At 71.5% G+C, this 25,545-nt stretch carries 24 protein-coding genes; 14 read left to right on the top strand and 10 right to left on the bottom strand.

Annotation, left to right across the window (positions count from 1 at the left end):
* Window positions 1-230: 230 nt before the first annotated feature.
* From AB0D14_RS04610 to AB0D14_RS04595, 4 genes are all read right to left on the bottom strand, one after another.
* A complete protein-coding gene (locus tag AB0D14_RS04610; RefSeq protein WP_362774583.1) occupies window positions 231-1,154 on the bottom strand; it encodes a 5-dehydro-4-deoxyglucarate dehydratase in 924 nt (307 codons plus the stop codon).
* A gap of 52 nt (window positions 1,155-1,206) precedes the next feature.
* On the bottom strand, window positions 1,207-2,184 hold the full coding sequence (locus tag AB0D14_RS04605; protein WP_362774580.1) for a 2-hydroxyacid dehydrogenase: 978 nt from the start codon (window positions 2,182-2,184) through the stop codon (window positions 1,207-1,209).
* Between the two features lie 16 nt (window positions 2,185-2,200).
* Window positions 2,201-3,475: a glucarate dehydratase family protein gene (locus tag AB0D14_RS04600; protein WP_362774577.1), complete on the bottom strand. Its 1,275-nt coding sequence runs from the start codon at window positions 3,473-3,475 to the stop codon at window positions 2,201-2,203.
* A gap of 112 nt (window positions 3,476-3,587) precedes the next feature.
* Complete coding sequence (locus AB0D14_RS04595; RefSeq protein ID WP_362774575.1) at window positions 3,588-4,559, bottom strand: 2-hydroxyacid dehydrogenase; 972 nt, start codon at window positions 4,557-4,559, stop codon at window positions 3,588-3,590.
* A gap of 359 nt (window positions 4,560-4,918) precedes the next feature.
* Here AB0D14_RS04595 and AB0D14_RS04590 point away from each other — a divergent pair, with 359 nt between their 5' ends.
* From AB0D14_RS04590 to AB0D14_RS04565, 6 genes are all read left to right on the top strand, one after another.
* Window positions 4,919-6,508, top strand: coding sequence for an ABC transporter substrate-binding protein (locus AB0D14_RS04590; RefSeq protein ID WP_362774572.1), 1,590 nt, complete (start codon window positions 4,919-4,921; stop codon window positions 6,506-6,508).
* Window position 6,509: 1 nt separating this feature from the next.
* Window positions 6,510-7,439: an ABC transporter permease gene (locus AB0D14_RS04585; protein ID WP_362774569.1), complete on the top strand. Its 930-nt coding sequence runs from the start codon at window positions 6,510-6,512 to the stop codon at window positions 7,437-7,439.
* A gap of 14 nt (window positions 7,440-7,453) precedes the next feature.
* A complete protein-coding gene (locus AB0D14_RS04580; RefSeq protein WP_362774567.1) occupies window positions 7,454-8,410 on the top strand; it encodes an ABC transporter permease in 957 nt (318 codons plus the stop codon).
* Complete coding sequence (locus AB0D14_RS04575; RefSeq protein ID WP_362774564.1) at window positions 8,407-9,420, top strand: ABC transporter ATP-binding protein; 1,014 nt, start codon at window positions 8,407-8,409, stop codon at window positions 9,418-9,420. The genes AB0D14_RS04580 and AB0D14_RS04575 overlap by 4 nt, the downstream gene beginning before the upstream one ends.
* Window positions 9,413-10,462, top strand: a complete 1,050-nt coding sequence (locus AB0D14_RS04570; protein WP_362774561.1) for an ABC transporter ATP-binding protein — start codon at window positions 9,413-9,415, stop codon at window positions 10,460-10,462. Before AB0D14_RS04575 ends, AB0D14_RS04570 begins: the two co-directional genes overlap by 8 nt.
* A gap of 228 nt (window positions 10,463-10,690) precedes the next feature.
* Window positions 10,691-11,920, top strand: coding sequence for a phosphodiester glycosidase family protein (locus tag AB0D14_RS04565; RefSeq protein ID WP_362774558.1), 1,230 nt, complete (start codon window positions 10,691-10,693; stop codon window positions 11,918-11,920).
* 83 nt (window positions 11,921-12,003) lie between these two features.
* On the opposite strand, the gene AB0D14_RS04560 is transcribed toward AB0D14_RS04565, so the two are convergent.
* The 6 genes from AB0D14_RS04560 to AB0D14_RS04535 all read right to left on the bottom strand — a co-directional run bounded on the left by AB0D14_RS04560 (window position 12,004) and on the right by AB0D14_RS04535 (window position 17,663).
* Entirely contained in the window at window positions 12,004-12,198 is a 195-nt protein-coding gene (locus tag AB0D14_RS04560) for a hypothetical protein (RefSeq protein WP_362774556.1), read from the bottom strand.
* A gap of 150 nt (window positions 12,199-12,348) precedes the next feature.
* Window positions 12,349-13,230, bottom strand: coding sequence for a phosphatidylinositol-specific phospholipase C/glycerophosphodiester phosphodiesterase family protein (locus tag AB0D14_RS04555; protein ID WP_362774553.1), 882 nt, complete (start codon window positions 13,228-13,230; stop codon window positions 12,349-12,351).
* Window positions 13,231-13,552: 322 nt separating this feature from the next.
* The gene (locus AB0D14_RS04550) at window positions 13,553-14,674 is read right to left on the bottom strand and encodes an acyl-CoA dehydrogenase family protein (protein ID WP_362774550.1); all 1,122 of its coding nucleotides are present in this window, start codon (window positions 14,672-14,674) and stop codon (window positions 13,553-13,555) included.
* Window positions 14,671-15,903 (bottom strand): acyl-CoA dehydrogenase family protein, encoded by a 1,233-nt coding sequence (locus AB0D14_RS04545; protein ID WP_362774548.1) that lies wholly within the window; start codon window positions 15,901-15,903, stop codon window positions 14,671-14,673. Before AB0D14_RS04545 ends, AB0D14_RS04550 begins: the two co-directional genes overlap by 4 nt.
* Window positions 15,900-16,913, bottom strand: a complete 1,014-nt coding sequence (locus tag AB0D14_RS04540) for an NADPH:quinone oxidoreductase family protein (RefSeq protein ID WP_362774545.1) — start codon at window positions 16,911-16,913, stop codon at window positions 15,900-15,902. The genes AB0D14_RS04545 and AB0D14_RS04540 overlap by 4 nt, the downstream gene beginning before the upstream one ends.
* A gap of 102 nt (window positions 16,914-17,015) precedes the next feature.
* The gene (locus AB0D14_RS04535; RefSeq protein ID WP_362774543.1) at window positions 17,016-17,663 is read right to left on the bottom strand and encodes an XRE family transcriptional regulator; all 648 of its coding nucleotides are present in this window, start codon (window positions 17,661-17,663) and stop codon (window positions 17,016-17,018) included.
* A 77-nt stretch (window positions 17,664-17,740) separates the two neighbouring features.
* On the opposite strand from AB0D14_RS04535, the gene AB0D14_RS04530 reads away from it, so the two are divergent.
* From AB0D14_RS04530 to AB0D14_RS04495, 8 genes are all read left to right on the top strand, one after another.
* Complete coding sequence (locus AB0D14_RS04530) at window positions 17,741-18,676, top strand: NAD(P)/FAD-dependent oxidoreductase (protein ID WP_362774540.1); 936 nt, start codon at window positions 17,741-17,743, stop codon at window positions 18,674-18,676.
* Between the two features lie 119 nt (window positions 18,677-18,795).
* Complete coding sequence (locus AB0D14_RS04525) at window positions 18,796-20,352, top strand: ATP-dependent DNA ligase (RefSeq protein ID WP_362774537.1); 1,557 nt, start codon at window positions 18,796-18,798, stop codon at window positions 20,350-20,352.
* Window positions 20,349-20,825 (top strand): NUDIX domain-containing protein, encoded by a 477-nt coding sequence (locus tag AB0D14_RS04520; RefSeq protein ID WP_362774535.1) that lies wholly within the window; start codon window positions 20,349-20,351, stop codon window positions 20,823-20,825. Before AB0D14_RS04525 ends, AB0D14_RS04520 begins: the two co-directional genes overlap by 4 nt.
* A gap of 54 nt (window positions 20,826-20,879) precedes the next feature.
* Entirely contained in the window at window positions 20,880-22,265 is a 1,386-nt protein-coding gene (locus tag AB0D14_RS04515; RefSeq protein WP_362774532.1) for an NADP-dependent succinic semialdehyde dehydrogenase, read from the top strand.
* A gap of 25 nt (window positions 22,266-22,290) precedes the next feature.
* A complete protein-coding gene (locus tag AB0D14_RS04510; RefSeq protein ID WP_362774530.1) occupies window positions 22,291-22,533 on the top strand; it encodes a DUF6213 family protein in 243 nt (80 codons plus the stop codon).
* Window positions 22,511-23,791, top strand: a complete 1,281-nt coding sequence (locus tag AB0D14_RS04505) for a type III polyketide synthase (RefSeq protein WP_362774527.1) — start codon at window positions 22,511-22,513, stop codon at window positions 23,789-23,791. Before AB0D14_RS04510 ends, AB0D14_RS04505 begins: the two co-directional genes overlap by 23 nt.
* Window positions 23,792-23,798: 7 nt before the next feature.
* The gene (locus tag AB0D14_RS04500; RefSeq protein ID WP_362774679.1) at window positions 23,799-25,007 is read left to right on the top strand and encodes a cytochrome P450; all 1,209 of its coding nucleotides are present in this window, start codon (window positions 23,799-23,801) and stop codon (window positions 25,005-25,007) included.
* Window positions 25,004-25,534: a cupin domain-containing protein gene (locus AB0D14_RS04495; RefSeq protein WP_362774524.1), complete on the top strand. Its 531-nt coding sequence runs from the start codon at window positions 25,004-25,006 to the stop codon at window positions 25,532-25,534. Before AB0D14_RS04500 ends, AB0D14_RS04495 begins: the two co-directional genes overlap by 4 nt.
* The last annotated feature ends 11 nt before the right edge of the window (window positions 25,535-25,545 follow it).

The following is a 25,545-nucleotide window of genomic DNA, read 5'->3' as shown; positions in this document are numbered from 1 at the left end:
CGTGCCACCGGAGCACCCGGGCGCAGAAGTTCACCTGGAGCGCCGACGGCACACCGAGCTTCGGCACGCCGGTGGCCCTCGGCGTCCCCCTGGCCACGCCGTCGGGCGAACAGCCGCGACCGCAACCTGGGAAGCGTCGGTTGGGGCGCCACCACCTCCCGAACCGACGATCGGCGGCCGACGCCTTGCGGCTCGGCTCGGCTTGCGGCTTGCGGCTCGCGGCTCGCGAATCAGGAGGCGAGTACGGCACGCCCCTCGGCGATGATGGCCGCCAGTTCCTCGATCTCCCCCGCGCCGAGGGACGTCAGCGGCGGGCGGACCGGTCCGGCCTTGATCCCCTCCAGGGTGACCCCCTCCTTCACCAGGGCCACCGCGTATCCCGGGACCCGCTTGCGGAGCCTGACCAGGGGGTGGAAGAAGGCCCGCTGGAGCGCGTCGATCCGCTGGTGGTCCCCCTCCTCCACCGCCTGGTGGAAGGCGAGGGATATGTCGGGTGCGAAGGCGAACGCGGCCGAGGAGTACAGCTTCACGCCCAGGGCGCGGTAGGCCAGTTGGCTCGCCTCGGCGGTGGGCATGCCGTTGAAGAACTGGAAGTCCTTGCCGGCCGCGCTCAGTGCCTCGCGCACGGCCGGGATGATGCGAGCCACCAGATCGAGGTCGCCGGTGCCGTCCTTCAGGCCTGTCACCGTGGGCAGTTGGGCCACTTGTGCCGCCATACGCTCGTCGAATCGTGCGTTCCCCCGGTTGTAGACGATCACCGGCAGGGAGGTCTCCTGGGCGACCGCGCGGACGTACGCGACCAGTCCCTCAGCGGGCGAGTCGACCAGGTAGGGAGGCATGAGCAGCAGGCCGTCCGCGCCGGCCTCGGCCGCGGCCCGTGCGAAGCGCCGGGCCAGCCCGAGCGCGCCGCCGGCTCCGGCGTACACCGGGACCCGTCCGGCCACCGCGTCGACGGCGGTCCGTACCACCTCGGTGAACTCCTCGACGTCCAGGGCGTGGAACTCACCGGTGCCGCAGGCGACGAACACGCCGCCGGGGCCGGCGTCGACCCCGGCCGAGACGTGCTGGTGCAGGGCGGCGAGGTCGATGTCGCCGGTGTCGGTGAAAGGCGTGACGGGAAAGAAGAGGACGCCTTCGAGCATGGGGGTCTCCAACTCCTGGGACTGCGGGCTTGAACAGCGGGACGGTGGGTGGAACGGGGCTGGGTCAGGGGGTCGTGGTGGCGTCCGCGTGCACCACGTTGCGGAGCGGCCGCCCCTGCTGCAGGCGGTTGATGTTGTCGGCGATCTCCGCCGCGCGGGCGGCGAAGGTGTCGGTGGTGTGACCTGAGTGGTGCGGAGTCATCAGCACGTTGGGCAGTCGGTGGAACGGCAGCCGGCTCGGCGCCTGCGGCGGCCCGGACCACCACACGTCGAGCGCGGCGCCGGCGATGACACCGGAGTCGAGCGCCTCGTAGAGCGCCTCCTCCTGGACGACCGGCCCGCGTGCCACGTTGACCAGCAGGGTTCCCGGTCCCATGGCCGCCAGTTCGGCGGGGCCGATCAGCCCGCGGGTGGCGGGGCCGAGGGGAACCGTGACCACCACGACGTCGGACTCGGCCAGCAGACCGGGCAGCCGGTCGTTGCCGCCGATCCAGTCGGTCCGCAGGTCGTCCGGGACCGGCGCGGAGGGGTCGCGCCGCACGGCACGCACCCGCATACCCACCGCCTGGCAGAGGCGGGCGACCTCGGTGCCGGTCTCACCGAAACCGATGACGCCCACCCGGCGGCCCTCCAGCGTCGTCCCGAACGGCAGTTCCGGGTCGACGGCCACGTTGCGCCACTGTCCGGCCCGTAGCGCGCGGTCGGCGCCCAGGACGTCGCGGGACAGCATCATGACGGACATGAGCACGTGCTCGGCGATGGAACGGCCGTGGTGGTGCGTGGTCGTGACGGACACCTCCGGGCCGAGCGCGTCCAGCGGGATGCCGTCGTAGCCGGCGCCGACGACATGCACGAGCCGGAGCCGTCCGGCGCGCCGGGCGTCCTCTGCGGTCAGCTGTGAACCGACGAACACCTCGGCGTCGGTGATGGCTTCGGAGATCCGTTCGGCGGTCCAGTCGCTGGACTCCAGCCAGGTGTGCGGGCCCTGCATACGGGCCCTGAGCGGTTCGTGGAAGCGGCTCAGGATGCGGTGGTTGAGCATGATGCGCACGGTCGGGTCACCACCGGGGGGTCGTGGTCGAGAAGGAGGGGTCGACGCGGCGCATGTAACCGGTGTCGTCGCGGTCGCGCAGTCCGCAGTCGAGGTACTGCCGGTGGAGCCGGGCGAGCGCGTCCCGGTCCAGCTCGACACCCAGGCCGGGAGCCGTCGGGACGGTGACGCGGCCCTCGCTGAACCGCAGCACCTCGGTGTCGACGACGTCCTCGTCCGGCTGCTTCCAGGGCGTGTGCGTGTCACAGGCGTACGTGAGGTGCGGGGTGGCCGCCGCCAGATGGGTCATCGCCGCGAGGCTGATGCCCAGGTGGGAGTTGGAGTGCATGGACAGGCCGAGGCCGAAGGTGTCGCAGATCGCGGAGAGCTGGAGGCCGCGCCGCAGACCGCCCCAGAAGTGGTGGTCGGACAGGACGATGCCCACGGAGCCGCGAGCCACGGCCGGGGCGAGGTCGTCGAAGGAGACGACACACATGTTGGTCGCCAGGGGTGTCGGTGTCCCCGCGGCCACGGCCGCCATGCCGTCGAGGCCCTCGGTCGGGTCCTCCAGGTACTGCAGGTCTCCGGCCAGCTCGCGGGCGACACGCAGCGACGTCTCCGTGCTCCAGGCGGCGTTGGGGTCGAGGCGCAGCGGCAGGTCGGGGAATGCCTTCCGCAGGGCCCTGACCGCCGCGATCTCCTCGTCCGGCGGGAAGACACCGCCCTTGAGCTTGATGGCGGAGAAGCCGTACGTGCCGATCATGCGGCGGGCCTGGTCGACCAGGCCCGCCGGGTCGAGGGCGGCGCCCCAGTCGTCGTCCTCCTGCCCGGGGTGTGCGGCCCACTTGTAGAAGAGGTAGGCGCTGTAGGGGACCGAGGGGCGGACGGCTCCGCCCAGCAGGTCGCTGACCGGCCTGCCGATCAGCTTGCCCTGGATGTCCAGGCAGGCGACGTCGAACGGCGACATGACCCGGTCCACGGCGCTGCTGCCGGTGACCATCCCGGACATGCCGTCGCCGCCGGAGGTGTCCGGGCCCAGCGCGCGTGTGGTGCGGGCGACCAGGTCGTTGAGGTTCCAGACGTCCAGGCCGGTGAGCTCCTCGGCGGCGCGGCGCAGCCGTTCCAGGTGGACCGTGCCGCCGTAGGTCTCGCCGATGCCGGTGACGCCGGACTCCGTGGTCATCTCGACGATCGTGCGCAGCGCGTAGGGCTCGTGCACCCCGACCGTGTTGAGCAGTGGGTAGTCACGGAAGGCCACGGGAGTCACGGTGACGTCGGCGATGCGTGCTGCGTTCCCTGCCATGCGGCCATCCTCATATGTAGTCGGCGTTCTCATTTGTAGACAGTCGGTCGCGCAACTGTCAATGGCGGTGTCCCGCCCGAGAGCGGGACACCGCCCGTCCAGTTCCTGGGGCCTACGGAACCGGAGTGAGCAAAATCCCCTCCGTCAGGAACCGCTGGAGATTGCCCAGCACCAGGTCGCCCATCGCCTGCCGCGTCTCGTGCGTCCCGCTGGCCACGTGGGGCAGCAGGAGCACGCGGTCGGATTCCAGCAGCGGCAGCGGCACGTTCGGTTCGTCGGCGAAGACGTCGAGCGCCGCCCCCGCGATCCGCCCCTCCCGCACCGCCGCGACCAGGGCCGGCTCGTCGACGACGCTGCCGCGCGCGACGTTGACCAGGTAACCCCGGGGGCCGAGCGCCTCCAGCACCTCCGCCGAGACCAGCCCCCGGGTGTCCGCCCCGCCCGCGACCGTGACGACGACCGCGTCGCACTCGGCGGCCAGTTCACGCGCGGTGGACAGGTGGCGGTAGGGGACGTCGGCCACCGGAACCCGCGAGCAGTACACGATGTCCATGCCGAATCCTTCGAGCCGGCGTGCGACGGCCCGGCCGATACGGCCCAGCCCGAGGATGCCCACCCGCTTCCCGCTCACCCTGGAGGTCAGCGGGTAGGGCGCCGCACTCCACCGGCCGGCCCGCACGTACCGGTCGGCGGCCGACAGCTCGCGCATGACGTCGATCAGACCGCCGACGGCGAGGTCCGCCACGCAGTCGGTGAGCACGTCGGGGGTGTTGCTGACGTCGATGTTCCGCGCCCGGGCATGGGCCACGTCCGTGGTCTCGTAACCGACGCCGAAGTGGACGATCGCCCTCAGTCGCGGCAGCGCGTCCATCAGGGAGTTCGCGACGCCGAACCGCGCGCTGGTCACCGCGGCCACCACATCGCCGGCCTCCTCCCGCAGGTAGGCGGCGGGGTCGGGCAGTTCGTGCAGACGTACGGTGCGGTGGCGCTCGGCCAGCGTCTTCTCCAAGGCGGGGAGCAGCGGAGACACCTGGAGGACGGTGCCGGGGGCGGCCGGATCAGCGGGGGCGGTGGAGTGGAACACGGTGGTACTCCCGTCGTTGTTGGGGGTGTTGGGGTGTTGCGGGTGTTGCGGGTGGAGGGTTCGGTGACCTGCGCGCTCGGTGACTTCCGGGGTGGACCGGGCCGGTGGCCGCGCGGCGACAGCCGGTGACGCGCCGCCGCCGCGGAGCCGGACCGGGCGCACTCCCGAGAGGTCCGGGAGCCGTGACGGCGACAGACCCGAGAAGATCCGTCGTCGCCCATCTCTTGACGCTGCCACTGCGCCGGTTTAACTTCGGCGTTCACAGATGCGGACCGAGTACGCAATTGTAGACAGCGACTGGAGGCTATCCCGTACTCGGAACGTGACACCTCAGCACTCCCCCCGGAGATACGCCGACGATGAAGTCCTCCGTTTCTTCCACTCCGCCCGGACGACGGCGGCCCCGCACGACGACCGCCCTGCTGCTGGCGGGCACGGTGCTGGTGTCCAGTGGCTGCGCCGTGGCCAACAGCTCCGGCGGCGACGCCGGCCGGGCCGACGGCCGCACCCTGCGCGTGGTGCTCACCCAGGAACCACCGACGCTGGAACCCTGCGAAGCCTCACTGACCGGCACCGGCGTCGTCGTCCGGTCCAACATCACCGAGCCCCTGGTCGAGCGCGATCCCGTCTCCGGCGACCTGCACCCCCTGCTCGCGACCGGCTGGAAACAGACCGGGCCCCGCACCTGGAGCTTCGACACCCGCAGCGGGGTGACCTTCCAGAACGGCAAGCCGTTCACCGCCGAGGACGCCGCCTTCTCCATCGACCGGGCGGTCAACTCCGACCTCGCCTGCAACGTCGAGGGCTACGTCTTCGGCGACGACGACCTGAAGGTGAAGGCGGTCGACGACAACCGGCTGACCGTCACCACCCCCGAGCCCGACCCCATTCTTCCGCTGCGCCTGAGCTTCGTGGAGATCGTGCCGCGCACCACCGACACCAAGGCCAAGGTGCGCATCCCGATCGGTACCGGCCCGTACGCGGTGCGCTCCTGGCAGGCCGGAACCGCGATCTCCCTCAACCGGTACGACGACTACTGGGGCAAGGCTCCCGACTTCCCGCGGGCCCGCTACGTCTGGCGCAGTGACGCCAGTGTCCGGGCCGCCATGATCGACAAGGACGAGGCGGAGATCGCCGTCGCGCTCGACTCGATGGAGGCGGAGAAGGACACGACCGCCGCCTTCCCCAACAACGAGACGACCGCACTGCGGCTGGACGGCCGCGAGGCACCGCTCGACGACCTGCGGGTGCGGCGCGCCATCGACATGGCCGTCGACCGCCAGGGCATCATCGACGCCCTGCTCGGCGGACTGGCCGAACCGGCCGGTCAGCTCGTCCCGCCCGGAGTGGTCGGACACAGCGAGGAGATCGAGCCGACCCGGCAGAACGTGGACAAGGCCCGGGCCCTGGTGAAGGAGGCGAAGGCCGACGGCGTACCCACCGGCCGCACCATCACCCTGGTCGCCCGCAACGGCATGTTCTCCGGAGTGTCGGAGACCGCGGAGGCCCTCCAGTACCAGATGGAGCAGATCGGACTGAGCGTACGGGTACGCATGGCCGACACCGCCACGCAACTCCAGTACCAGCTACGGCCGCTGCCGAAGAACGTCGGACCCATCGCCCTGCTGATCATGCACGGCAACCAGGCCGGTGACGCGGCCTTCACCACCAGTCAGTACCTGCTCAGCGACGGCCCGCAGTCCGCCTTCGGCACCAAGGACCTCGACCGGCGCGTCGCCGACGCGGGCCTGCTGTCCGGCGAGAAGCGCCAGAAGGCCTTCGCCGACGTGCTCACCCGCCAGAACGAGGACGTCGTCCAGTACACCCACATCGCCCACATGAGCGGACTGCTCGGCCTGTCACCGTCGATCCGGTACAAACCGAACTCCGCCACCGGGGACGAAATGCGGCTGGCCGAGGTCAGCCCGGCGAAGGCGGCGAAGCCCTGACATGTTCCCCTTCCTGCGCAAACGCATAGTCTCCAGCGCCATCCCACTGCTCTGCGTGGTGCTGGGCGTCTTCTTCCTCGCCCGCATGACCGGCAATCCGGTCGACCTCTACCTCCCGCTGAGCGCCACCGCCGAACAGCGCGCGGACTTCTCCGCCGCCCAGGGCTTCGACCTGTCGGTCCCGGCGCAGCTGTGGAACTACCTCGTCGACGCCGCGCACCTGGACTTCGGCACCTCGCTGCGGACCGGGCAGTCGGCGACCGAGATGGTGCTCGACGCCTTCCCGGTCACTCTGCAGCTCGCCGGCGTGACCATGCTGCTCGCGATCACCGGCGCGATACTGGTCGGCAGCCTGGCCGCCTACCGTCCCAACTCCCTGGTCGACCGGATCGCCAGTCTGCTGTCGATGACGGCCGCCAGCATCCCCGACTTCTGGTTCGCCATCATGGGCGTGCTCGTCTTCGGTGTGAGCCTCGGATGGCTGCCGACCTCCGGCACCCTCGGCGGACCCGAGATCTGGGTGCTGCCCATCGCCACCCTGCTGATCCGCCCCTTCGGCGTGCTGGTCCAGGTGGTGCGCGGCAGCATGGTCTCCGCGCTCTCCGCCCCCTACGTCAAGATCGCCCGCAGCAAGGGCGCCACGCCCCAGCGGGTGATCTTCGGCCACGCCCTGCGCAACGCGGTGACGCCCGTGCTGACCGTGGCCGGCGACCTGGCGGTGGGCCTGGTCAACGGTGCGGTGATCGTCGAGACGATCTTCGGCTGGCCCGGCATCGGCAAACTCATGATCGACTCCATCCTCCAGCGCGACTTCGCGGTCCTCCAGGCGGCCGTGCTCCTGACCGCGGTGACGATCTTCGCGCTCAACATCCTGGTCGACGTCTGTCACGCGCTGACCGACCCCCGTGTGCGACAGGCGGTGCCGGCGTGAGCGAAGGAAGCAGCATGACCCGTAAAGAGCCCACCACCGCGGACGACATCTCGTCCGCGCCCCACCGCGCAAGCTGGTGGCGGATGCTGGGCCGTGACCGCGCGGCGGCCGTCGGGGCCGTCATCCTCAGCGTGGTCGCCCTGGTGGCGCTCTTCGGCCGCCTCGTCATCGGCGACCGCGCGCAGCAGCAGGACCTGGACGCCTCCCTGCGGCCACCGTCCCTGGGCGACGGGGTGTACGGACTGCTCGGCACCGACGTCCTCGGACGCAGCGTGCTGGCCCGGCTGGTCGACGCCGCCACGACGACCCTGTCCGTGGCCGTTCCGGCCGTGCTGTGCTCGCTGTTGATCGGCTCGGCCCTCGGCCTGTGGGCCGGCTACCACGGGGGCCGCCGCGAGAGCATTGCCATGCGCGTCGCCGACGTGATCCTCAGCTTCCCCTCGCTGCTGATCGCGGTGGTCGTGCTGTACGTGTTCTCGCCGAGCGCGCTGAATATCGTACTGATCCTCGCCGTAGCCCGTATCCCGGTGTATCTGCGCACCGCACGGGCCGAGGCCGCCGAACTGCGCAGCCGTCTGTTCGTCGACGCGGCCCGCACCTTCGGCACACCCAGCCGGAACATCATCTACCGGCACATCCTGCCGATCGCCCTGCCGACGCTCCTGACGGTGGCCACTCTCGACTTCTGCTTCGTCATGCTCACCGAGTCCTCGCTCAGTTTCCTCGGCATCGGCATCCAGCCCCCGGACGTCAGCTGGGGTCTGATGGTCGCCCAGGGACGGCAGTACCTCCAGACCGCCTGGTGGATCACCGTGCTCCCGGGGCTCGCCATCGTGCTCACGACGGTGTCCGCCACGGTCCTCGCCGCCTGGGCCCGCATCGCCACCGACCCCGCCCAGCGCTGGCGACTGACGCTGCCCACGAAGCGCCGCGGTGCCTCCGCCGCCGTACCCCCGGAGATGATCCCGTGACGACCACCGCCCTCCCCGCACCGCCCTCCGCCGACACGCCCGCCCTCGACGTCGAAGGGCTCTGCGTCGACCTGGACACACCCTCCGGACGGGTACGCGCCGTCGACGGCGTCAGCTTCAGCGTCCGCCGCGGACGCACTCTCGCCCTCCTCGGCGAGTCGGGCTGCGGCAAGTCGATGACCGCGCTGTCGGTCGTGGGACTGCTGGACCCCGCGGCCGAGGTGACCGGCGGCGCCGTCCGGCTCAGGGGCAGCGACACACTGCGGATGAGCCCGGCGGAGCGCCGCAAACTCGCCGGCCCCGTGCTGTCGATCGTCTTCCAGGACGCCCTGACCGCCCTCAACCCGGTACAGCCGGTCGGCCGGCAGATCGGCGAGCCGTTCCGTATCCACCGCGGGCTCTCCCGGCGCCAGGCCGCGGAGAAGGCGATCGAGCTGATGACCCGCGTGGGCATCCCCGAGCCGCGGCAGCGGGCCCGCTCCTACCCGCACCAGTTCTCCGGCGGCATGCGGCAGCGGCTGCTGATCGCGATGGCCGTCGCCCTCGACCCCGACGTGCTCATCGCCGACGAACCCACCACCGCGCTGGACGTCACCGTGCAGGCGCAGATCATGCGGCTGCTGCGGGACCTCCAGGACGAGCGGGACATGGCCCTCGTCCTGATCACGCACGACCTGGCGGTGGTCGCCCAGCGCGCGGACGACGTGGTCGTGATGTACGCGGGCACCGTCGTCGAGGAGGGGCCGGTACGCGACGTCTTCGGCGGCCCCCGCCACCCCTACACCCGGGGACTGCTCGACTCGGTTCCGGAACACGCCGTGCGCGGGCGCCCGTTGCCCGCCGTGCCCGGCAGCCCGCCCGAGCTGAGCGCGGTGCCGTCCGGCTGCGTCTTCCAGGACCGCTGCCCGCTGGTGCGCGAGCGCTGCGTCGAGGAACGGCCGTCGCTGCGTCCCTCGGGCGACGGACGCTCGGCCGCCTGCCACTTCTCCGAGGAGCTTGTTCGTGCCTGAGACCAGCGCCACCGCCACCGACGGACCCCGCGCGGACGGACCGGAGGAGTCCCGGCCCCTGCTGGAGGTCAGCGGCGTCACCAAGACCTTCGGCCACGGCCGCCGCCGGCTGACCGCTTTGGACGGGGTGGACATACGGCTCGGCCGGGGCGAGACCCTCGGACTCGTCGGCGAGTCGGGCTGCGGCAAGTCCACCCTCGCCAGGGTGCTGCTCGGTCTGGAACGCCCGGACGCGGGCACGGTGCGGTTCGACGGCACCGACCCCTTCGCCCTGCGCGGCAGGGACCTGCTGGCCTGGCGCCGTCGCGTCCAGATGGTCTTCCAGGACCCCTTCGCCTCGCTCAACGCACGCATGTCGGCCGCCGACCTGATCGGCGAGCCCTGGCGCACCCACCGGGACGTCGTACCCGACGCGAAGGCCCGGGAGAAACGCGTCCGCGAACTGCTGTCCCTGGTCGGACTGCGCGACAGCGACGCCCACCGCTACCCCAACGAGTTCTCCGGCGGCCAGCGCCAGCGCATCGGCATCGCCCGCGCGCTGGCCCTGGACCCCGACCTCATCGTCTGCGACGAGCCGGTCTCCGCCCTGGACCTGTCGGTACAGGCCCAGGTCCTCAACGTCCTGTCGGAACTGCGCGAACGCCTCGACGTCGCCTACGTGTTCATCTCCCACGACCTGTCCGTGGTGCGGTACATCGCCGACCGGGTGACCGTGATGTACCTGGGCAAGGTCGTCGAGAACGGCGAGACCGAGGACGTCTTCGACCGCCCCCAGCACCCCTACACCGCGGCCCTGATGTCGGCCGCGCCGGTCCTGGACGCCTCCCACGCCTCCGGCGACCGGGAGATCCTGCTCCAGGGAGAGATCCCCTCGCCCTTCGACATCCCCTCCGGCTGCCGCTTCCGCACCCGGTGCCGGCATGCCGAGGACCTGTGCGCCACCAAGTCGCCGCCGCTGGTCGTGCGGGGCACGCAGGGCGAGGCCGACTCCCACACGGCGCTGTGCCACTTCCCGCTGGAGGCAGATTCCGCGTCGGCATGAGCGGGGCGCCGGCTCGCTGATGAGCCTGGCCGCGCTGACGGCTGCGCAGACTGCGGACCGTACACGGTCCGCTGATGTTCCATCAGTCCCTGGAGGCACCCGAAGGGGTACGTTTCCTGACCCGTTCGCGCCTCGTCGGCGCGTAGTCATCGTCAAGGTACCCACTCTGTGGTGAACTCCCCTGTGTCCTGGGCCATTTGAGGAGACAGCGGAGAGAGCAGGGGCACCGTGACACGACGCACCGGACCACTCAGAACCGCACTGACGGTCTTCGCCGCGTGGAGCGCGCTGGCCGGGGCCGCCCTCGTCGGGGCGGCACCGGCCGGCGCCGCGCCCGGCTTCAGTCGGCTCGCGCCGGGCGTGAGCTACACAGAGTTCGACATCCCGGCCGCCAAGGGTGTGGCGCACGCACATGTGATCAGCGTCGATCTCCGCGATCCCCGGGTGAGCGTCGACCTGCTCCACCCCGGCGCGGTCGCGGCCCGGTCCACGGTCTCGGGGCTGACCGACGCCCAGGGTGCCGTCGCGGGCGTCAACGGCGACTTCTTCAACATCACCGAGAGTCAGCACCCCGGCGTCGAGGCGACCGGCGCGTCCGTCGGCCCGGCCGTCGCGGACGGACAGACGCTCAAGGCGGCGGTGCCGGACGGCCAGCGCTTCGGCCCCGCCCTGCCGCCCGGCACGAGCACCGAGGACGTGCTCGGCGTGGGTACGGACCACAGGGCCCGCCTCGACAGCCTGTCCCTCGACGGCTCGGTCGAGACCGACGGGACGCGGCTTCCGCTGGGCGGCCTCAATCAGTACGCCCTGCCCGTGGGCTCTGTCGGAATGTTCACCTCGGACTGGGGCCGGGCCTCGCGGGTGCGGGCCACGTGCGGGACGGACACCGACCGGGCCGCGCCCTGCAGTACGGACACCCACGAGGTGACGGTCCAGGACGGCGAGGTCGTGTCATCGGCCGACACTCCCGGCAGCGGAACCATCGCTTCGGACACCACGGTTCTGGTCGGCAGGGAGGCGGGAGCCCAGCAGCTGCGGAAGCTGTCCGTGGGCGAGCGGGTCGTGGTGCGGCACCGTCTGGTGGCGGCCACGTCGAAGACCCCGTACCACTTCGCGATCGGCGGCTACCCGGTCCTGCGGGGCGGTCAGCCGCTCGCGGGCCTCGACAACGTGACGGCGGCGGTACGGACCGCGGCGGGCGTCTCGGACGGCGGCACCCGGCTGCTGCTTCTGGCCCTGGACGGGGCTCCCGAGTTCCGCGCCGGTCTCACCATCGCGGAAGTCGCCGCCGCCATGAAGAAGTTGGGTTCGCGGGACGCGTTCAGTCTGGACGGCGGCGGCTCCACCACGCTGGCCGCCCGGGAGCCGGGGTCGGCCACCGCGACCGTGCGCAACCATCCCAGCGGCGGGGCCGAACGACCGGTGCCCAACGGTATCGGCGTGTTCTCAGCGGCTTGACGCGCACGGGTCTGACGGGCGCCGGCCTGAGGCGGGCAGGCCCGGCGCGCACAAGCCCGGCGCGCACAAGTCCCCCTGCGGGCTCACGGTCTGAGAGCGCTGACGATGTCGGCGGTCGCCGTGAGCCCGTTGTGGATGGTCGGCGCCATGCTCGTGCTCGCGAGATAGAAGCCGAGCAGGACACAGACCACGGCGTGCGAGAGCTTCAGCGCGCCGTTGCGCAGGAAGATCACCGTCAGAACCACGAGCAGCAGCACCACAGAGATGGAAATGGCCACCGTCAACCTCCTCCGCCACGCCCACACCGCGGCTTTCGGCCGCAAGTTTGGCGTAACGGAGGGTTCGTCCGGGCGGCCGACGTGTCCGCCGAACGTGTGTTGACTCCGCGTGAAAGTGCTGGGCTACGCCCTGCGCCGCACGCCCAGCACCTACCGCCCTGCACCCGCCGGTTGGCGGTTGGCGTCAAGGAAGGCTTCGAGGCCCGCGAGGTCGTCGGTGTTGAGGTGGTCGGCGTCCGCTGCGAGGAGTTCGCCCCAGACCGCGTCACGGGCGGGGCCCGCCAGGTCCGGGGTGGCCCAGAAGCGGATCCTCTGTCCACGGGAGTGCGCAGCCGAGATGATGCCGCGCAGCTTCTGCCGCTCGGCCTCGGGGAACGCGCCCACGCCCTGCCAGGTGAAGTTGAGCGTCCAGTTGTCGCTGATCAGCGGGATGAAGGAGGCCGGAGCCGGGACGGGAGCCAGCAGGTCGAGGAGACGGCCGTCGTAGAACGCGCGCCGCACGGTCTGGGCCTCCATGGGCACCCGGGCGGCGCGGTCACCGGAGATCACGGCCGTCACCGCGCCGGGGAGGACCCGGCCATGGGCGTACGTGGTGAACAGGTGCCGGTAGGGGCGCAGTCGGCGGTCGAGTTCGAGGTACGTGGACGAGCCCTCGGTCTTGATGTCGATCAGCAGTTGGACGGGCCTGCGGTACCCCCGGTACACCGAACCCCGGTTGGCCTTCACCCGGGCGGCGAGGGGGTTCAGGTAGAGGGATTCCAGGGTGCGGGCCGGGTCGAGCTCAACCGGGTCGTGGGCGACGAGGAGTTGGCCCTCGACCAGGTAGATGTCGGCCTCGACGCTGCCGAAGCGGTGGTCGAGCGCGTCGAGGAGGGGCCGGGGATGGAGGTAGTCGTTGTGCGCGTGGGCACGCCACAGCGGGCGCGGGCGGTGCCGGTCCTCGCCCGCCTGTGCGTAGGCGGGCAGGGCGATACTGCCCGCCAGGCCGGCGGCGAGGGTGGTGAGGGCTCTGCGACGAGTGGTGAGGGCCATGTCTGCCTCCCTGGGAGTGCCGTACGGGGTCACGGGGCGTCCCGGTCGAGCGCAGTCGGGACTGGGGAGAGTATGAGGCGCCGACATGCCCGAGGAGCAGAGTCGTGCGGGGAGTTGGCCGGACTGCCGCTGTGCGTTCACGTGCACCCCGGTGTCCGGAGCGGGGCGGGCAGGGCGAAGGCCCGCTCCCGTCCGGCGGGTTCCGGGGACGGGAGCGGGCCTTCGTGCCGTGCGAGCCGTGCTGTTGCCGGCGTACCGGGCGTGCCGGGTGTTTCGGGCGTGTGAGGCCGCAGGGGCCGTGTGGGTCAGGGTGCCGTGTGGGTCAGGGGGCCTGGAGGTCCACCAACGCGGCCAGCGCCTCCCGGTGGGTGCCCGCCGTGCCGTACGCGATCGAGTCGGCCTTGGCGCGCTTCAGATAGAGGTGCGCCGGATGTTCCCAGGTCATACCGATGCTGGCGTGCAGCTGAAGCGCCTCCTCCGCGGCGTGGACGGCGACCGGCGCCGCGTACGACTGGGCGAGAGCGACCGCCACGTCCGCGTCCGCGCTCCCGGTGGCGAGCGCGTCGGCCGCGTTGCGCGCCGCGGCGCGCGTGCTGACGGTCTCCACCCACAGCTGGGCCAGCCGGTGCTTCAGCGACTGGAAGCCGCCGACCGGGCGGTTGAACTGCTTGCGCTCCTTCAGATAGCGGACCGTCTCCGTCAAGGACCATTCGGCGAGGCCGAGTTGCTCGGAGGCGAGCAGTCCGGCTCCGGCGCGCAGGGCCCGGCGTACGGCCGGCGCGGCGTCGCCGATCCGACGGCCGGCCGCTGCGTCGAGGACGACCTTCGCCACCGGCCGGGTCAGGTCCAGGGACACCTGCGCGGTGACGGTCACGGCCCCCGCGTCGACCGCGTACAGCCCGCCGTCCTCGGCGGGAACGAGCAGCACATCGGCGGCGGCCGCGTCAGCGATACCGGTCAACTCCCCGTGCAGGGAGCCGCCTGCGACCCGTACGGTCCTGTAGGCGCCGCCCGGAGCGACGTTCAGGGCGACGGCGAGGGCGCCGATACGCCGGCCGGACGCCAGCTCGGAGAGCAGGTCGTCGGCGTCGCACGCGAGCAGTGCCTCGGTGGCGACGACCGCGCTCGTCAGATACGGCACGGGCGCGACCGAGCGGCCCAACTCCTCCAGGACGACTGCAGCTTCCCGGTGGGTGGCACCCTGGCCACCGCGCGCCTCGGGCACCAGCAGTCCCGCGAGGCCCATGCCTTCGGCGAGCGCCTTCCATGCCTCACGGTCGTACGGCGCACCGGACTCGGTGCGGGCGATCACAGCGGCCGGGTCGCAGTGGTCGGCGAGCAGGTCACGGACGGCGGCGCGGAGGGCCTCTTCCTCCTCCGAGTACAGCAGGTCGGGCTGTGCGCGCTGTGTTGTCGGCGTTGTCGGCGTTGTCGGCGTTGTCATCGGGCGAGGTCCTTCCAGGCGACGTCCTTGTCGGTGCGCGGCTCGGAGGGCAGGCCCAGCACGCGTTCGGCGACGATGTTCAGCAGGACCTCGCTGGTTCCTCCCTCGATGCTGTTGCCCTTGGAGCGGAGATAGCGGTATCCGGCGTCACGGCCGGTGAAGTCGACGAACTCGGGGCGGCTCATCGTCCAGTCCTCGTACAACAGGCCCTCCTCGCCGAGGAGTTCGACCTCCAGGCCGCTGATCTCCTGGTTGAGGCGCGCGAACGTGAGCTTCATGCCGGAGCCCTCGGGACCCGGCTGCCCCGCGACCAGCTGCTGGCGCAGGCGTTCGCCGGTGAGCCTGGCCACCTCGGCCTCGGCCCACAGCTTCAGCAGCCGCTGGTGCAGATCGTGGGTGCGCAGGTCGGGGCGCTCGCGCCAGGTCTTCGAGACGGGGCCGATCATGCCGCCCTCGCGCGGGATGCGCATACCGCCGATGGAGACCCGCTCGTTCATGAGCGTGGTCTGCGCGACCCGCCAGCCGTCGCCGACCTCGCCGAGGCGGTGCGCGTCGGGGATGCGGACGTCGGTGAGGAAGACCTCGTTGAACTCGGCCTCGCCGGTGATCTGGCGCAGCGGCCGCACCTCGACACCGGGGTCGGTCATGTCGCAGACGAAGTACGTGATGCCGCGGTGCTTGGGCACGTCCGGGTCGGTGCGGGCGATGAGGATGGCCCAGCGGGCGAGGTGGGCGCTGGACGTCCACACCTTCTGGCCGTTGACCACCCAGTCTCCTCCATCACCCCCATCGCTCCCCTCACCCCGCACGGCGCGGGTGCCGAGGGCGGCCAGGTCGGAGCCCGCACCCGGCTCGCTGAACAGCTGGCACCACACCTCTTCGCCGACCCACAGGGGCCTGAGGAAGCGGCGCTTCTGCTCCTCGGTGCCGAAGCCGAGGATCGTCGGGGCGGCCATGCCGAGGCCGATACCGATGCGCCGCGGGTCGTTGTCGGGAGCGCCCGCGGCCTCCAGCTCGGCGTCCACGACGGCCTGGAGGGCACGCGGAGCGTCGAGGCCGCCGAGCCCCACGGGGTAGTGCACCCATGCGAGACCGGCGTCGAAGCGGGCCTTGAGGAAGTCCACGCGGTCGGTGCCGCCGACCGGGTTGGCGGCCAGCAACTCCTGGGTGCGGCGGCGCAGTTCGGCGGCGTCGACGGCGGTCCCGCCCCTGCTCGCGGCGTCGTTCATGCGACTGCTCCGTTCCCGAGCGAGGTCCCAGGTGAGGTCTCAGGTGGGGTCTCAAGTGAGGGCACCACGGCGACACGGCCCGTGGTGACACCGTCGGCGACACGCTGGACGGCGGCGCCCGCACCGGTCAGCGGCACGCGCTCGCTGACGAGCGGCTTGATCGCGCCTCGGGCGGCCAGCTCGGTCAGCTGCTCGTGGCAGTGCAGGACCAGCTTCGGGTTCTTGGTGTTGTAGAGGCCCCAGTGCAGGCCCATGATCGAGTAGTTCTTCACCAAGGCGTGGTTGAGCCCCGGGCTGGGGATCGTGCCACTCGCGAAGCCGACGACCACGATGCGGCCCTCGAAGGCCACGACCTTGGCGGACTGGGTGTAGGCGTCCCCGCCGACGGGCTCGTAGATCACGTCGGCGCCCCGGCCGCCCGTGGCCTCCTTGACGGCGGCGACGACGTCCTCGGCGCGCCGGTCCACGACGACGTCGCAGCCCAGCTCCCGGGCCACCGCGGCCTTGCCCGCGCCGCCCACGACGCCGATGACGGTCGCTCCCGCCGCCTTGCCGAGCTGCACCGCCGCACTGCCGACCCCTCCCGCCGCAGCGTGCACGAGCAGCGTCTCACCGGCCTCCAGCCGGGCCCGCCGGTGCAGGCCGAACCAGCCCGTCTGGTAGCCGATGTGCAGCGCGGCCGCCTCGGCGTCGTCCAGTGCATCGGGAGCGGGCAGCAGGGCGGCGGCGTCCGCGACGGCGTACTCGGCGAAGCCGCCGTACGGCAGGGTGGGGTTGGCGATGACCCGTCGGCCGTCCTCGGTCTCGCCGCAGATCTCCACGCCGGGTGTGAACGGCAGCGGCGGCCTGACCTGGTACTGCCCGCGGCACATCAGGGCGTCCGGGAAGTTGATGTTCGCCGCGCGCACCTTGAGGAGGAGCTGGCCGTCGCCGGGCGTGGGCCGCTCCACCTCCGCGAGCCGCATCACCGCGCCGGGCTCGCCGTTCTCGTGCACTTGCCATGCCTGCATGCGGGGCCTCCACGGGACTGTGTCTGTTCTGTTCGCGCCTCGGGGTCAATCGCATACTAAGCGGTCGCTTGCCGATCAGGGAACAGTCGGCGCCGGACGGTGTCAGTCGGCCTGGCCACCGCGCTTCGGGCGCGCCCGTACATGCATCCGCTCCCCCTGCCGCCCGAAGAGGCTCAGGAACTCCACGGGCCCCTCCCCCGTCGACCCGAACCAGTGGGGCACCCGCGTGTCGAACTCGGCCGCCTCCCCGGCGCCGAGCACGACGTCATGGTCGCCGAGCACGAGGCGCAGTCGCCCGGAGAGCACGTACAGCCACTCGTAGCCCTCGTGGGTACGCGGCTCCGGCTCCTCCTTCCGCCGGGGTTCGAGCACCTTGTAGGCCTGGAGGCCGCCGGGCTGGCGGGTGAGCGGCCAGTGCGTACGGCCGTGCATGACGATCGGCTTCGCCGCGCGGATGCGCGGGTCGCCCACCTGCGGCGCTCCGACGAGTTCGTCGAGGGGCACCTGGTGGGCCCGGGCGATGGGCAGCAGCAGTTCCAGGCTGGGTTTGCGCAGGCCGGACTCCAGGCGGGAGAGGGTGCTCACGGAGATGCCGGTGGCGGCGGACAGGCCCGCGAGGGTGGCGCCGCGCTCCTTGCGGACGCGGCGCAGCCGGGGGCCGACCTCCGCGAGGACGTTCTCCGTGTCGGCGCCTTCGGCGGCGTGCCCTTCGTGATCTTCGTGGTCCGTGTGGTCCTGCTGCTCGCTCATTCTTATATTGCAGTTTCGGCAAAGACATTTGTCAATATGGGGGCTGAGGGGTGACCTTCTGGGTGGAGGTGGTCACCGTGACCGATTCATACGAGGTGGTTGTCGTCGGCGGCGGCGCGGCCGGACTGTCCGCAGCGCTCATCCTGGGGCGCGCACGCCGGAGCGTGCTCGTGATCGACGCGGGCGAGCCGCGCAACGCGCCCGCCGCGCACATGCAGGGATATCTGACCCGGGACGGAATGTCACCGGCCGAGTTCCTCTCCGTGGGACGCGAGGAGATCGCCCGGTACGGCGTCGAGCTCGTCCGGGACCGGGCGGTGGACGTGGCGCGGGACGCGGGCGGAGAGTTCGACGTGACCCTCGAAGGAGGGCGCGCGGTGCACGGGCGCCGGCTGTTCGTCGCCACCGGCCTCGCGGACGAACTGCCGAAGGTGCCCGGGGTCGCCGAGCGCTTCGGCCGGGACGTGCTGCACTGCCCCTACTGCCACGGCTGGGAGGTCCGGGACCAGGCCTTCGGCGTGCTCGCCTCGACCCCGATGGCCGTGCACCAGGCCCTGATGGTCTCCCAGTGGTCGAAGGACGTGACCCTGTTCCTGCACACGGTGGCCGAGGAGGACCTCGCGGACGAGGACCTGCGCAGGCTCGCCGCCGCCGGGGTCGCCGTGGTGCCGGGTGAGGTCGCGGGACTGGACGTCGTCGACGACCGGCTGACCGGGGTCCGTCTCGCGGACGGCACGGCGCACGAGCGCTCGGTGCTGTTCGTGGCGCCCCGGCCCGTCCCGCGCACCGGCCTGCTGGAGCGGCTGGGCGCCGAACTCCAGGAGACACCGTTCGGCTCGTACGCCGTGGTCGACGCGACGGGTCTGACCAGCGTGCCCGGCGTCTGGGCGGCGGGCAACGCGACGGGGTTCGGCGAGCAGGTCGTGAACGCGGCGAGCGGCGGCTACCGGGCGGGGGCGACGATCAACGGAGAACTGATCTTCGCGGACCTCGACGCGACCGTCCGGGTCTAGGAGACGCGACCATCCGGGTCCAGGAGACGCGACCGCCCGGGTCCAGGAAACGTGACCGCCCAGGCCTGGGAGCGCGACGCCCAGGTGTAGTCCGGACGTCTCCGTAGCACCATGGCTGCATGCTGCTGACCCGGCTCGCCCGTGTGTCCCAGGAGGTCGCCGCCACCTCGGCGCGGTCCCGGAAGGTCGCCCTGCTCGCGGAGTTGTTCCGGGACGCGGAGGCGGACGACGTGCCGATCGTCATTCCCTATCTGGCGGGCCGCCTGCCCCAGGGGCGGCTCGGTGTCGGCTGGAAGATCCTCCGCTCGCCCGTTCCGCCCGCCGAGGAGCCCACCCTGACCGTGCGCGAGGTGGACACCCGCCTCACCGAACTCGGCGCGGTGTCAGGCACCGGTTCGCAGGCGCAGCGGGCACGACTGGTCGGGGAGTTGCTGGGTGCGGCCACCGAGCCCGAGCAGAGGTTCCTGCTCGCGCTGATCGGCGGTGAGGTGCGGCAGGGGGCCCTCGACGCCGTCGCGGTCGAGGGCCTCGCCCTGGCGACCGGCGCGCCCTCCGCCGACGTACGCAGGGCGATGATGCTGGCGGGTTCGCTGCAGAGCGTGGCCGAGCGGCTGCTGGCCGACGGCCCCCAGGCCCTGGCGGCGTTCCGGCTCACCGTCGGCCGGCCCGTGCTGCCGATGCTGGCGCACAGCGCCCCGTCCGTCGCCGAGGCGGTCGACAAGCTCGGCGCCTGTGTGGTCGAGGAAAAGCTCGACGGCATTCGCGTCCAGGTCCACCGCGACGGCGACGACGTACGTGTCTACACCCGCACCCTGGACGACATCACCGACCGGCTGCCCGAACTCACCTACGCGGCCCGGGAGTTGAAGGGCGATCACTTCATTTTGGACGGGGAGGTGATCGCGCTCGACGAGAACGGGCGGCCCCGGCCCTTCCAGGAGACCGCGGGCCGCGTGGGCTCCCGCGTGGACGTCGCGACCGCCGCCGAGGCCGTGCCCGTCTCCCCCGTCTTCTTCGACGCCTTGTCCGTGGACGGCCAGGACCTGCTCGACCTGCCCTTCGCCGACCGGCACGCGGAGCTCGCCCGGCTGGTCCCCGAGCCGATGCGGGTACGACGCGTCCTCGTGCCGGATCCCGCGGACGAGACGGCACGGGCCGCCGCCGGACGGTTCAGCGCCGAGACGCTCGCGCGCGGCCACGAGGGTGTCGTCTGCAAGGCCCTCGACGCCCCCTACAGCGCGGGCCGGCGTGGAGCCTCCTGGCTGAAGGTCAAGCCCGTACACACGCTCGACCTGGTCGTGCTGGCCGCCGAGTGGGGCAGCGGGCGGCGCACCGGCAAGCTCTCCAACCTGCATCTGGGCGCGCGCCGGCCGGACGGTTCGTTCGCCATGCTGGGCAAGACCTTCAAGGGCCTGACGGACGTGATGCTGGCCTGGCAGACCGAGCGGCTCCAGGAACTCGCCGTCGACAACGGCGAGAAGAGCGGCCTCGTGGTGACCGTCCGTCCCGAGCTGGTCGTGGAGATCGCGTACGACGGTCTGCAGCGCTCCACGCGCTATCCGCTGGGCGTCACGCTGCGCTTCGCCCGTGTCGTGCGCTACCGCGAGGACAAGACCCCGGCGGAGGCCGACACCGTCGAGACGCTGCTCGCCGCGCACCCGGGGGTCGCGCCGTGACCGGCGCCGCGAGACGCAGCGCGGGCCTGCTGCTGTTCCGCCGCTCCGAGCGCGGCGTCGAGGTGCTGCTCGGCCACATGGGCGGCCCGTTCTTCGCCAGGCGCGACGCCGGAGCGTGGACCGTACCGAAGGGCGAGTACGAGCCCGGTGAGGCGGCCTGGGACGCCGCCCGCCGTGAGTTCGAGGAGGAGCTGGGTCTGCCGCCGCCCGACGGCGAGGCCGTCCCCCTGGGCGAGGTCACCCAGACGAACGGCAAGGTCGTCACGGCCTGGGCCGTCGAGGCGGATCTCGACCCGTCGGCCATGGTCCCCGGCACCTTCACGATGGAGTGGCCACGGGGCTCGGGCCGCGTCCGGGAGTTCCCCGAACTGGACCGCGTGGAGTGGCTGGACCTGGACCGGTCGAGGATCGTGATCGTCAAGGCGCAGGCGGAGTTTCTCGACCGGCTTGTGGAGCACTCGACCGGTGAGTGAGCCGAAGGGGCCAGCCCTGGAAGCGAACCGAACCGCTGAAGAAGGAGTCCAGGCATGCCCATCGCGACGGTGAACCCGGCGAACGGCGAGACGCTCAAGACCTACGACGCTCTGGGCGCCGAGGAGATCGAGCACCGGCTCGCGACCGCCGAGGCCGCGTTCCGCACCCACCGCACGACGTCGTACGCGGAGCGCGCCCGGCTCATGCGTCGCGCCGCCGACCTGCTGGAGGCGGACCAGCAGGACATCGGCCGGGTGATGACCACCGAGATGGGCAAGCCGGTCAAGCAGGCCCGCGCCGAGGCCGCGAAGTGCGCGAAGACGATGCGCTGGTACGCCGACCACGCCGGGGAGCTCCTCGCCGACGAGGAGGGCGGGACGGCCGACGCCGAGGACTCCGGCGCCTCCCGCGTCCTCGTGCGCTACCGCCCGCTCGGGCCGGTCCTCGCCGTCATGCCGTGGAACTTCCCGCTCTGGCAGGTGATCCGCTTCGCCGCGCCCGCGCTGATGGCGGGCAACGTCGGTCTGCTCAAGCATGCCTCGAACGTCCCGCAGACCGCCCTCTACCTGGAGGATCTGTTCCGCCGGGCCGGCTACCCGGAGGGCTGTTTCCAGACGCTGCTCGTCGGCTCGGGCGCGATCGAGGACATCCTGCGCGACCCGCGGGTCAAGGCGGCCACGCTGACCGGCAGCGAACCCGCGGGGCGCGCGGTCGCCTCGGTCGCGGGGGACGAGGTCAAGAAGACCGTCCTGGAGCTGGGCGGCAGCGACCCGTATGTGGTGATGCCGTCGGCGGACATCGACCGGGCGGCGAAGACCGCGGTGACGGCCCGGGTGCAGAACAACGGGCAGTCCTGTATCGCCGCCAAGCGGTTCATCGTGCACACGGACGTCTTCGACGCCTTCGCCGAGCGCTTCACCGAGGGCATGAAGGCTCTCACGATGGGCGACCCGCTGGAGGAGGACACGGACGTCGGTCCGCTCGCCAGCGAGCAGGGCCGCGACGATCTGACGGAGCTGGTCGACGACGCCGTCGAGAGCGGTGCGACCGTGCTGTGCGGCGGTGAGCGTCCGGAGGGGGCCGGCTGGTACTACCCGCCCACCGTCCTCGCCGACCTCACCCCCGAGATGCGTATCCACCACGAGGAGGCGTTCGGGCCCGTCGCCACGCTCTACCGGGCCGCCGACCTCGACGAGGCGGTGGCCATCGCCAACGACACGCCGTTCGGGCTGAGTTCCAACGTCTGGACCCGCGACGAGGCCGAGGTCGACCGTTTCATACGGGATCTGGAGGCCGGCGGTGTCTACGTCAACGGGATGACGGCGTCCCACCCGGCGTTCCCGTTCGGCGGGGTCAAGCGGTCCGGCTACGGGCGTGAGCTGTCGGGGCACGGAATCCGAGAGTTCTGCAACATCACCACGGTATGGCACGGAGCGTGAGTGTTCCGCGGCTACGATCCCCTCTGTGAACCGCGAAGTGACCCTGCCTCTGATCGTCGACGACCGCGGGACCCTGCAGGTGGCTGCCGCCGATGTGAGCAAGCTGCTGCGCACGATGGGCGGCCGTTGGCTGCATCTGGTGGAAGCCGGGGAGGAAGCGCTCGACGAGGACACCGTCGCCGCGCTCACCATCGAGCTGGCCAAGCTCGCCGACCGCATCGACGTGGCGTGCATCGCGCACAGCAGTGGGAGCGCCTCCGGCGGCTGAGGAGCCGTACCACAGAGTTCCAGAGGGCGCCGGCGGGTTCTGGCCGCATCTGGAGGCCGGGCCGTGTCCCCGGTCTGGCGTAATCCGGCGCGATATCCGGGCTCCGCCGGGTGATCGTGGTGGGACCACCCTTCCGCCGGGAAGAGGGCGTTCCCGGCGGGCGAGAGTAAGGCGACGGCACATGGCGACTTTGTGCAGACCCGCGGTCTCCGTCCCGGAATACGTGATCACGATGGAGCAGACGCTCGCGCTGGCGCGCGCCCGCCACCCCGACCACCCCCAGCTGCCGCTCGCGCTGAGACTGATCGAGAACACCGGCGTACGCACCCGGCACATCGTGCAGCCCATCGAGGAGACGCTGAAGCACCCGGGCTTCGCGGAACGCAACAAGGTGTACGAGATCGAGGCGAAAGCCCGCGTCCCGGCCGTCGTCCAGCGGGCGCTCGACGACGCGGAGGTCCTGACCACCGACATCGACGTGATCATCTATGTCTCGTGCACGGGCTTCATGATGCCCTCGCTGACGGCCTGGCTGATCAACTCGATGGGGTTCTCCAGCGACACCCGCCAGATACCCATAGCGCAGCTCGGCTGCGCCGCCGGGGGCGCCGCGATCAACCGGGCGCACGACTTCTGCACGGCCTACCCCGGGGCCAACGCACTCATAGTGGCCTGCGAGTTCTGCTCGCTGTGCTACCAGCCGACCGACCTCGGTGTCGGCTCGCTGCTGTGCAACGGCCTGTTCGGCGACGGGATCGCCGCGGCGGTGGTCCGCGGAGAGGGCGGCGAGGGCATCCGCCTGGAGCGCAACGGCTCGTACCTGATCCCCAAGACCGAGGACTGGATCATGTACGACGTACGGGCAACCGGCTTCCACTTCCTGCTGGACAAGCGGGTGCCGGCCACCATGAAACCGCTCGCTCCCGCCCTCCAGACCCTCGCGGGCCTGCACGGCTGGGACGCCTCCGACCTGGACTTCTACATCGTCCACGCCGGGGGTCCGCGGATCCTCGACGACCTCGGCGAGTTCCTCCAAGTGGCACCGGAGGCCTTCCGGTTCAGCCGGGCGACGCTCACCGAGTACGGGAACATCGCCAGCGCCGTCGTCCTGGACGCGTTGCGCCGGCTGTTCGACGAGGGGGGCTCACATCACAGGGCGCGCGGACTGCTCGCCGGCTTCGGGCCGGGGATAACAGCCGAGATGGCGCTGGGCCGCTGGCACCGTACGAGCGAGGAGACGGCGCGACATGACCTCTGACATGACCATGAACGAAGAGACGATGGCAGCACCCCCGGTACGGCACTGGCCGGCCCTGGACCTGACGGGGGTCGACTTCGACCCCGTCCTGTCCGAGCTGATGCGCGAGGGCCCCATCAACCGGATCCAGCTGCCCAACGGCGAGGGCTGGGCCTGGCTGGTCACGCGCTACGAGGACGTACGGCTGGTGACGAACGACCTCCGGTTCAGCCGCGCGGCGGTGCTCGGCCGCCAGGTCACCCGGCTGGCGCCGCACTTCATCCCGGCGCCGGGTGCGATGAGCTTCGTCGACAAGCCCGACCACGCCCGGCTGCGCAGGGCGGTGAACGCCGCGTTCAGCACGCGAGGCGTCGAGCGGCTGCGCGCGAACGCCCAGCGGACCCTCGACGCGCTGGTCGACGGGATGCTCCGGGACGGCCCGCCGGCCGATCTGATCGACCGGGTCCTGTGTCCCTTCCCGATGGCCGTCATCTGCGAACTGATGGGTGTCCCCGCCGACGACCGGCACACCCTGCACACCTGGACGCAGGCGATCCTCTCCTCCTCGCAGGGCGCCGAGGCCAGTGAACGGGCCAAGCGGGACATGGAGGTGTACTTCGCCAAGCTGATCGCGGAGCGGCACGGCGCCACGGGCGAGGACGTGACCTCGCTGCTCGGCGCGGCGGTGGGCCGGGGTGACATCACCGAGGAGGAGGCGATGGCGCTCGCGGGTCCGATCCAGATCGGCGGCGAGGCCGTCACCAACAACACCGGGCAGATGCTCTACATCCTCCTGACCAGGCCCGCGCTGTTCGACCGGCTGCGCGCCGAGCCGGAGCTGCGCCCCCGGGCCCTCGACGAACTGCTGCGGTACATCCCGCACCGCAACGCCGTCGGTCTGTCCCGGATCGCCATGCAGGACGTCGTCCTCAGAGGGGTACGGATCAGGAAGGGCGACCCGATCTACGTGTCCTACCTGGCCGCCAACCGGGACCCGGACGTCTTCCCCGACCCCGACCGGATCGACTTCGAGCGCGCCCCCAACCCGCATGTGGCGTTCGGGCACGGTCCGCACTACTGCGTGGGCAGCATGCTCGCCCGTCTGGAGTCGGAGCTGATGGTGAACACGCTGCTCGACCGGATCCCGACACTGCGCCTGTCGGTCTCGGCGGACGAGGTGCCGTGGCGGCGCGGCGCGCTGATCCGCGGGCCCGAGGCCCTGCCCGTCACCTGGTGACCGCGCTCACGCCGTCCGAGGGTCTGGTGGTGCCACCGGGGCACGGCCGTACGGTCCGGGCCGCGGCCCAGCACGTGACCTTCAAGGTGACGGGCGCGCACTCCCGGGCGTCGTCCAGTTTCGAGGTGGTCGTGCCGCCCGGCTTCGACGTCGGCGCGCACGTCCACACGCGCAGCGAGGAACTGTTCTACGTCCTCGAAGGCGAGTTGGACATGCTCGCCTTCGAGCCCCTCGTCCGGACGCCCGACAACTGGCAGCGCTGGCAGTCGAGTTCGGGCAACCGGGTGATCCGGGCGACACCGGGCACGGTGATCCTCGTACCGCCCGGCTGCCCGCACGCCTTCGCCAACCCCACGGGCGACCCGGCCAGGATGTTCTTCCAGGCGTCCCCGCCGCCCGACCACGAACGCTATTTCGAGGAGTTGCTGAAGATCCTGGACTCGGGGGGTCCACCGGACGACGAGGCGATCGAGGAGCTGCGGGCACGGTACGACATCGAGCAGCTCACGCCCCTGAAAACCCTCTGACGGGGGCCGCC

This window comes from Streptomyces sp. NPDC048484 (assembly GCF_040651415.1).
Taxonomy (GTDB): Bacteria; Actinomycetota; Actinomycetes; order Streptomycetales; family Streptomycetaceae; genus Streptomyces.
The sequence above is the reverse complement of the archived record's forward strand: the minus strand, read 5'-3'. Positions and strand labels throughout refer to the sequence as shown.

Bases quoted from the DNA above. Each gene is read 5' to 3' on its own strand.
- AB0D14_RS04600 (WP_362774577.1), bottom strand. From the start codon at position 3,475: ATGGCAGGGAACGCAGCACGCATCGCCGACGTCACCGTGACTCCCGTG.
- AB0D14_RS04525 (WP_362774537.1), top strand. From the start codon at position 18,796: ATGCTGCTGACCCGGCTCGCCCGTGTGTCCCAGGAGGTCGCCGCCACC.
- AB0D14_RS04540 (WP_362774545.1), bottom strand. From the start codon at position 16,913: ATGCAGGCATGGCAAGTGCACGAGAACGGCGAGCCCGGCGCGGTGATG.
- AB0D14_RS04585 (WP_362774569.1), top strand. From the start codon at position 6,510: ATGTTCCCCTTCCTGCGCAAACGCATAGTCTCCAGCGCCATCCCACTG.
- AB0D14_RS04605 (WP_362774580.1), bottom strand. From the start codon at position 2,184: ATGCTCAACCACCGCATCCTGAGCCGCTTCCACGAACCGCTCAGGGCC.
- AB0D14_RS04555 (WP_362774553.1), bottom strand. From the start codon at position 13,230: ATGGCCCTCACCACTCGTCGCAGAGCCCTCACCACCCTCGCCGCCGGC.
- AB0D14_RS04500 (WP_362774679.1), top strand. From the start codon at position 23,799: ATGAACGAAGAGACGATGGCAGCACCCCCGGTACGGCACTGGCCGGCC.
- AB0D14_RS04590 (WP_362774572.1), top strand. From the start codon at position 4,919: ATGAAGTCCTCCGTTTCTTCCACTCCGCCCGGACGACGGCGGCCCCGC.
- AB0D14_RS04545 (WP_362774548.1), bottom strand. From the start codon at position 15,903: ATGAACGACGCCGCGAGCAGGGGCGGGACCGCCGTCGACGCCGCCGAA.
- AB0D14_RS04515 (WP_362774532.1), top strand. From the start codon at position 20,880: ATGCCCATCGCGACGGTGAACCCGGCGAACGGCGAGACGCTCAAGACC.
- AB0D14_RS04535 (WP_362774543.1), bottom strand. From the start codon at position 17,663: ATGAGCGAGCAGCAGGACCACACGGACCACGAAGATCACGAAGGGCAC.
- AB0D14_RS04580 (WP_362774567.1), top strand. From the start codon at position 7,454: ATGACCCGTAAAGAGCCCACCACCGCGGACGACATCTCGTCCGCGCCC.
- AB0D14_RS04550 (WP_362774550.1), bottom strand. From the start codon at position 14,674: ATGACAACGCCGACAACGCCGACAACGCCGACAACACAGCGCGCACAG.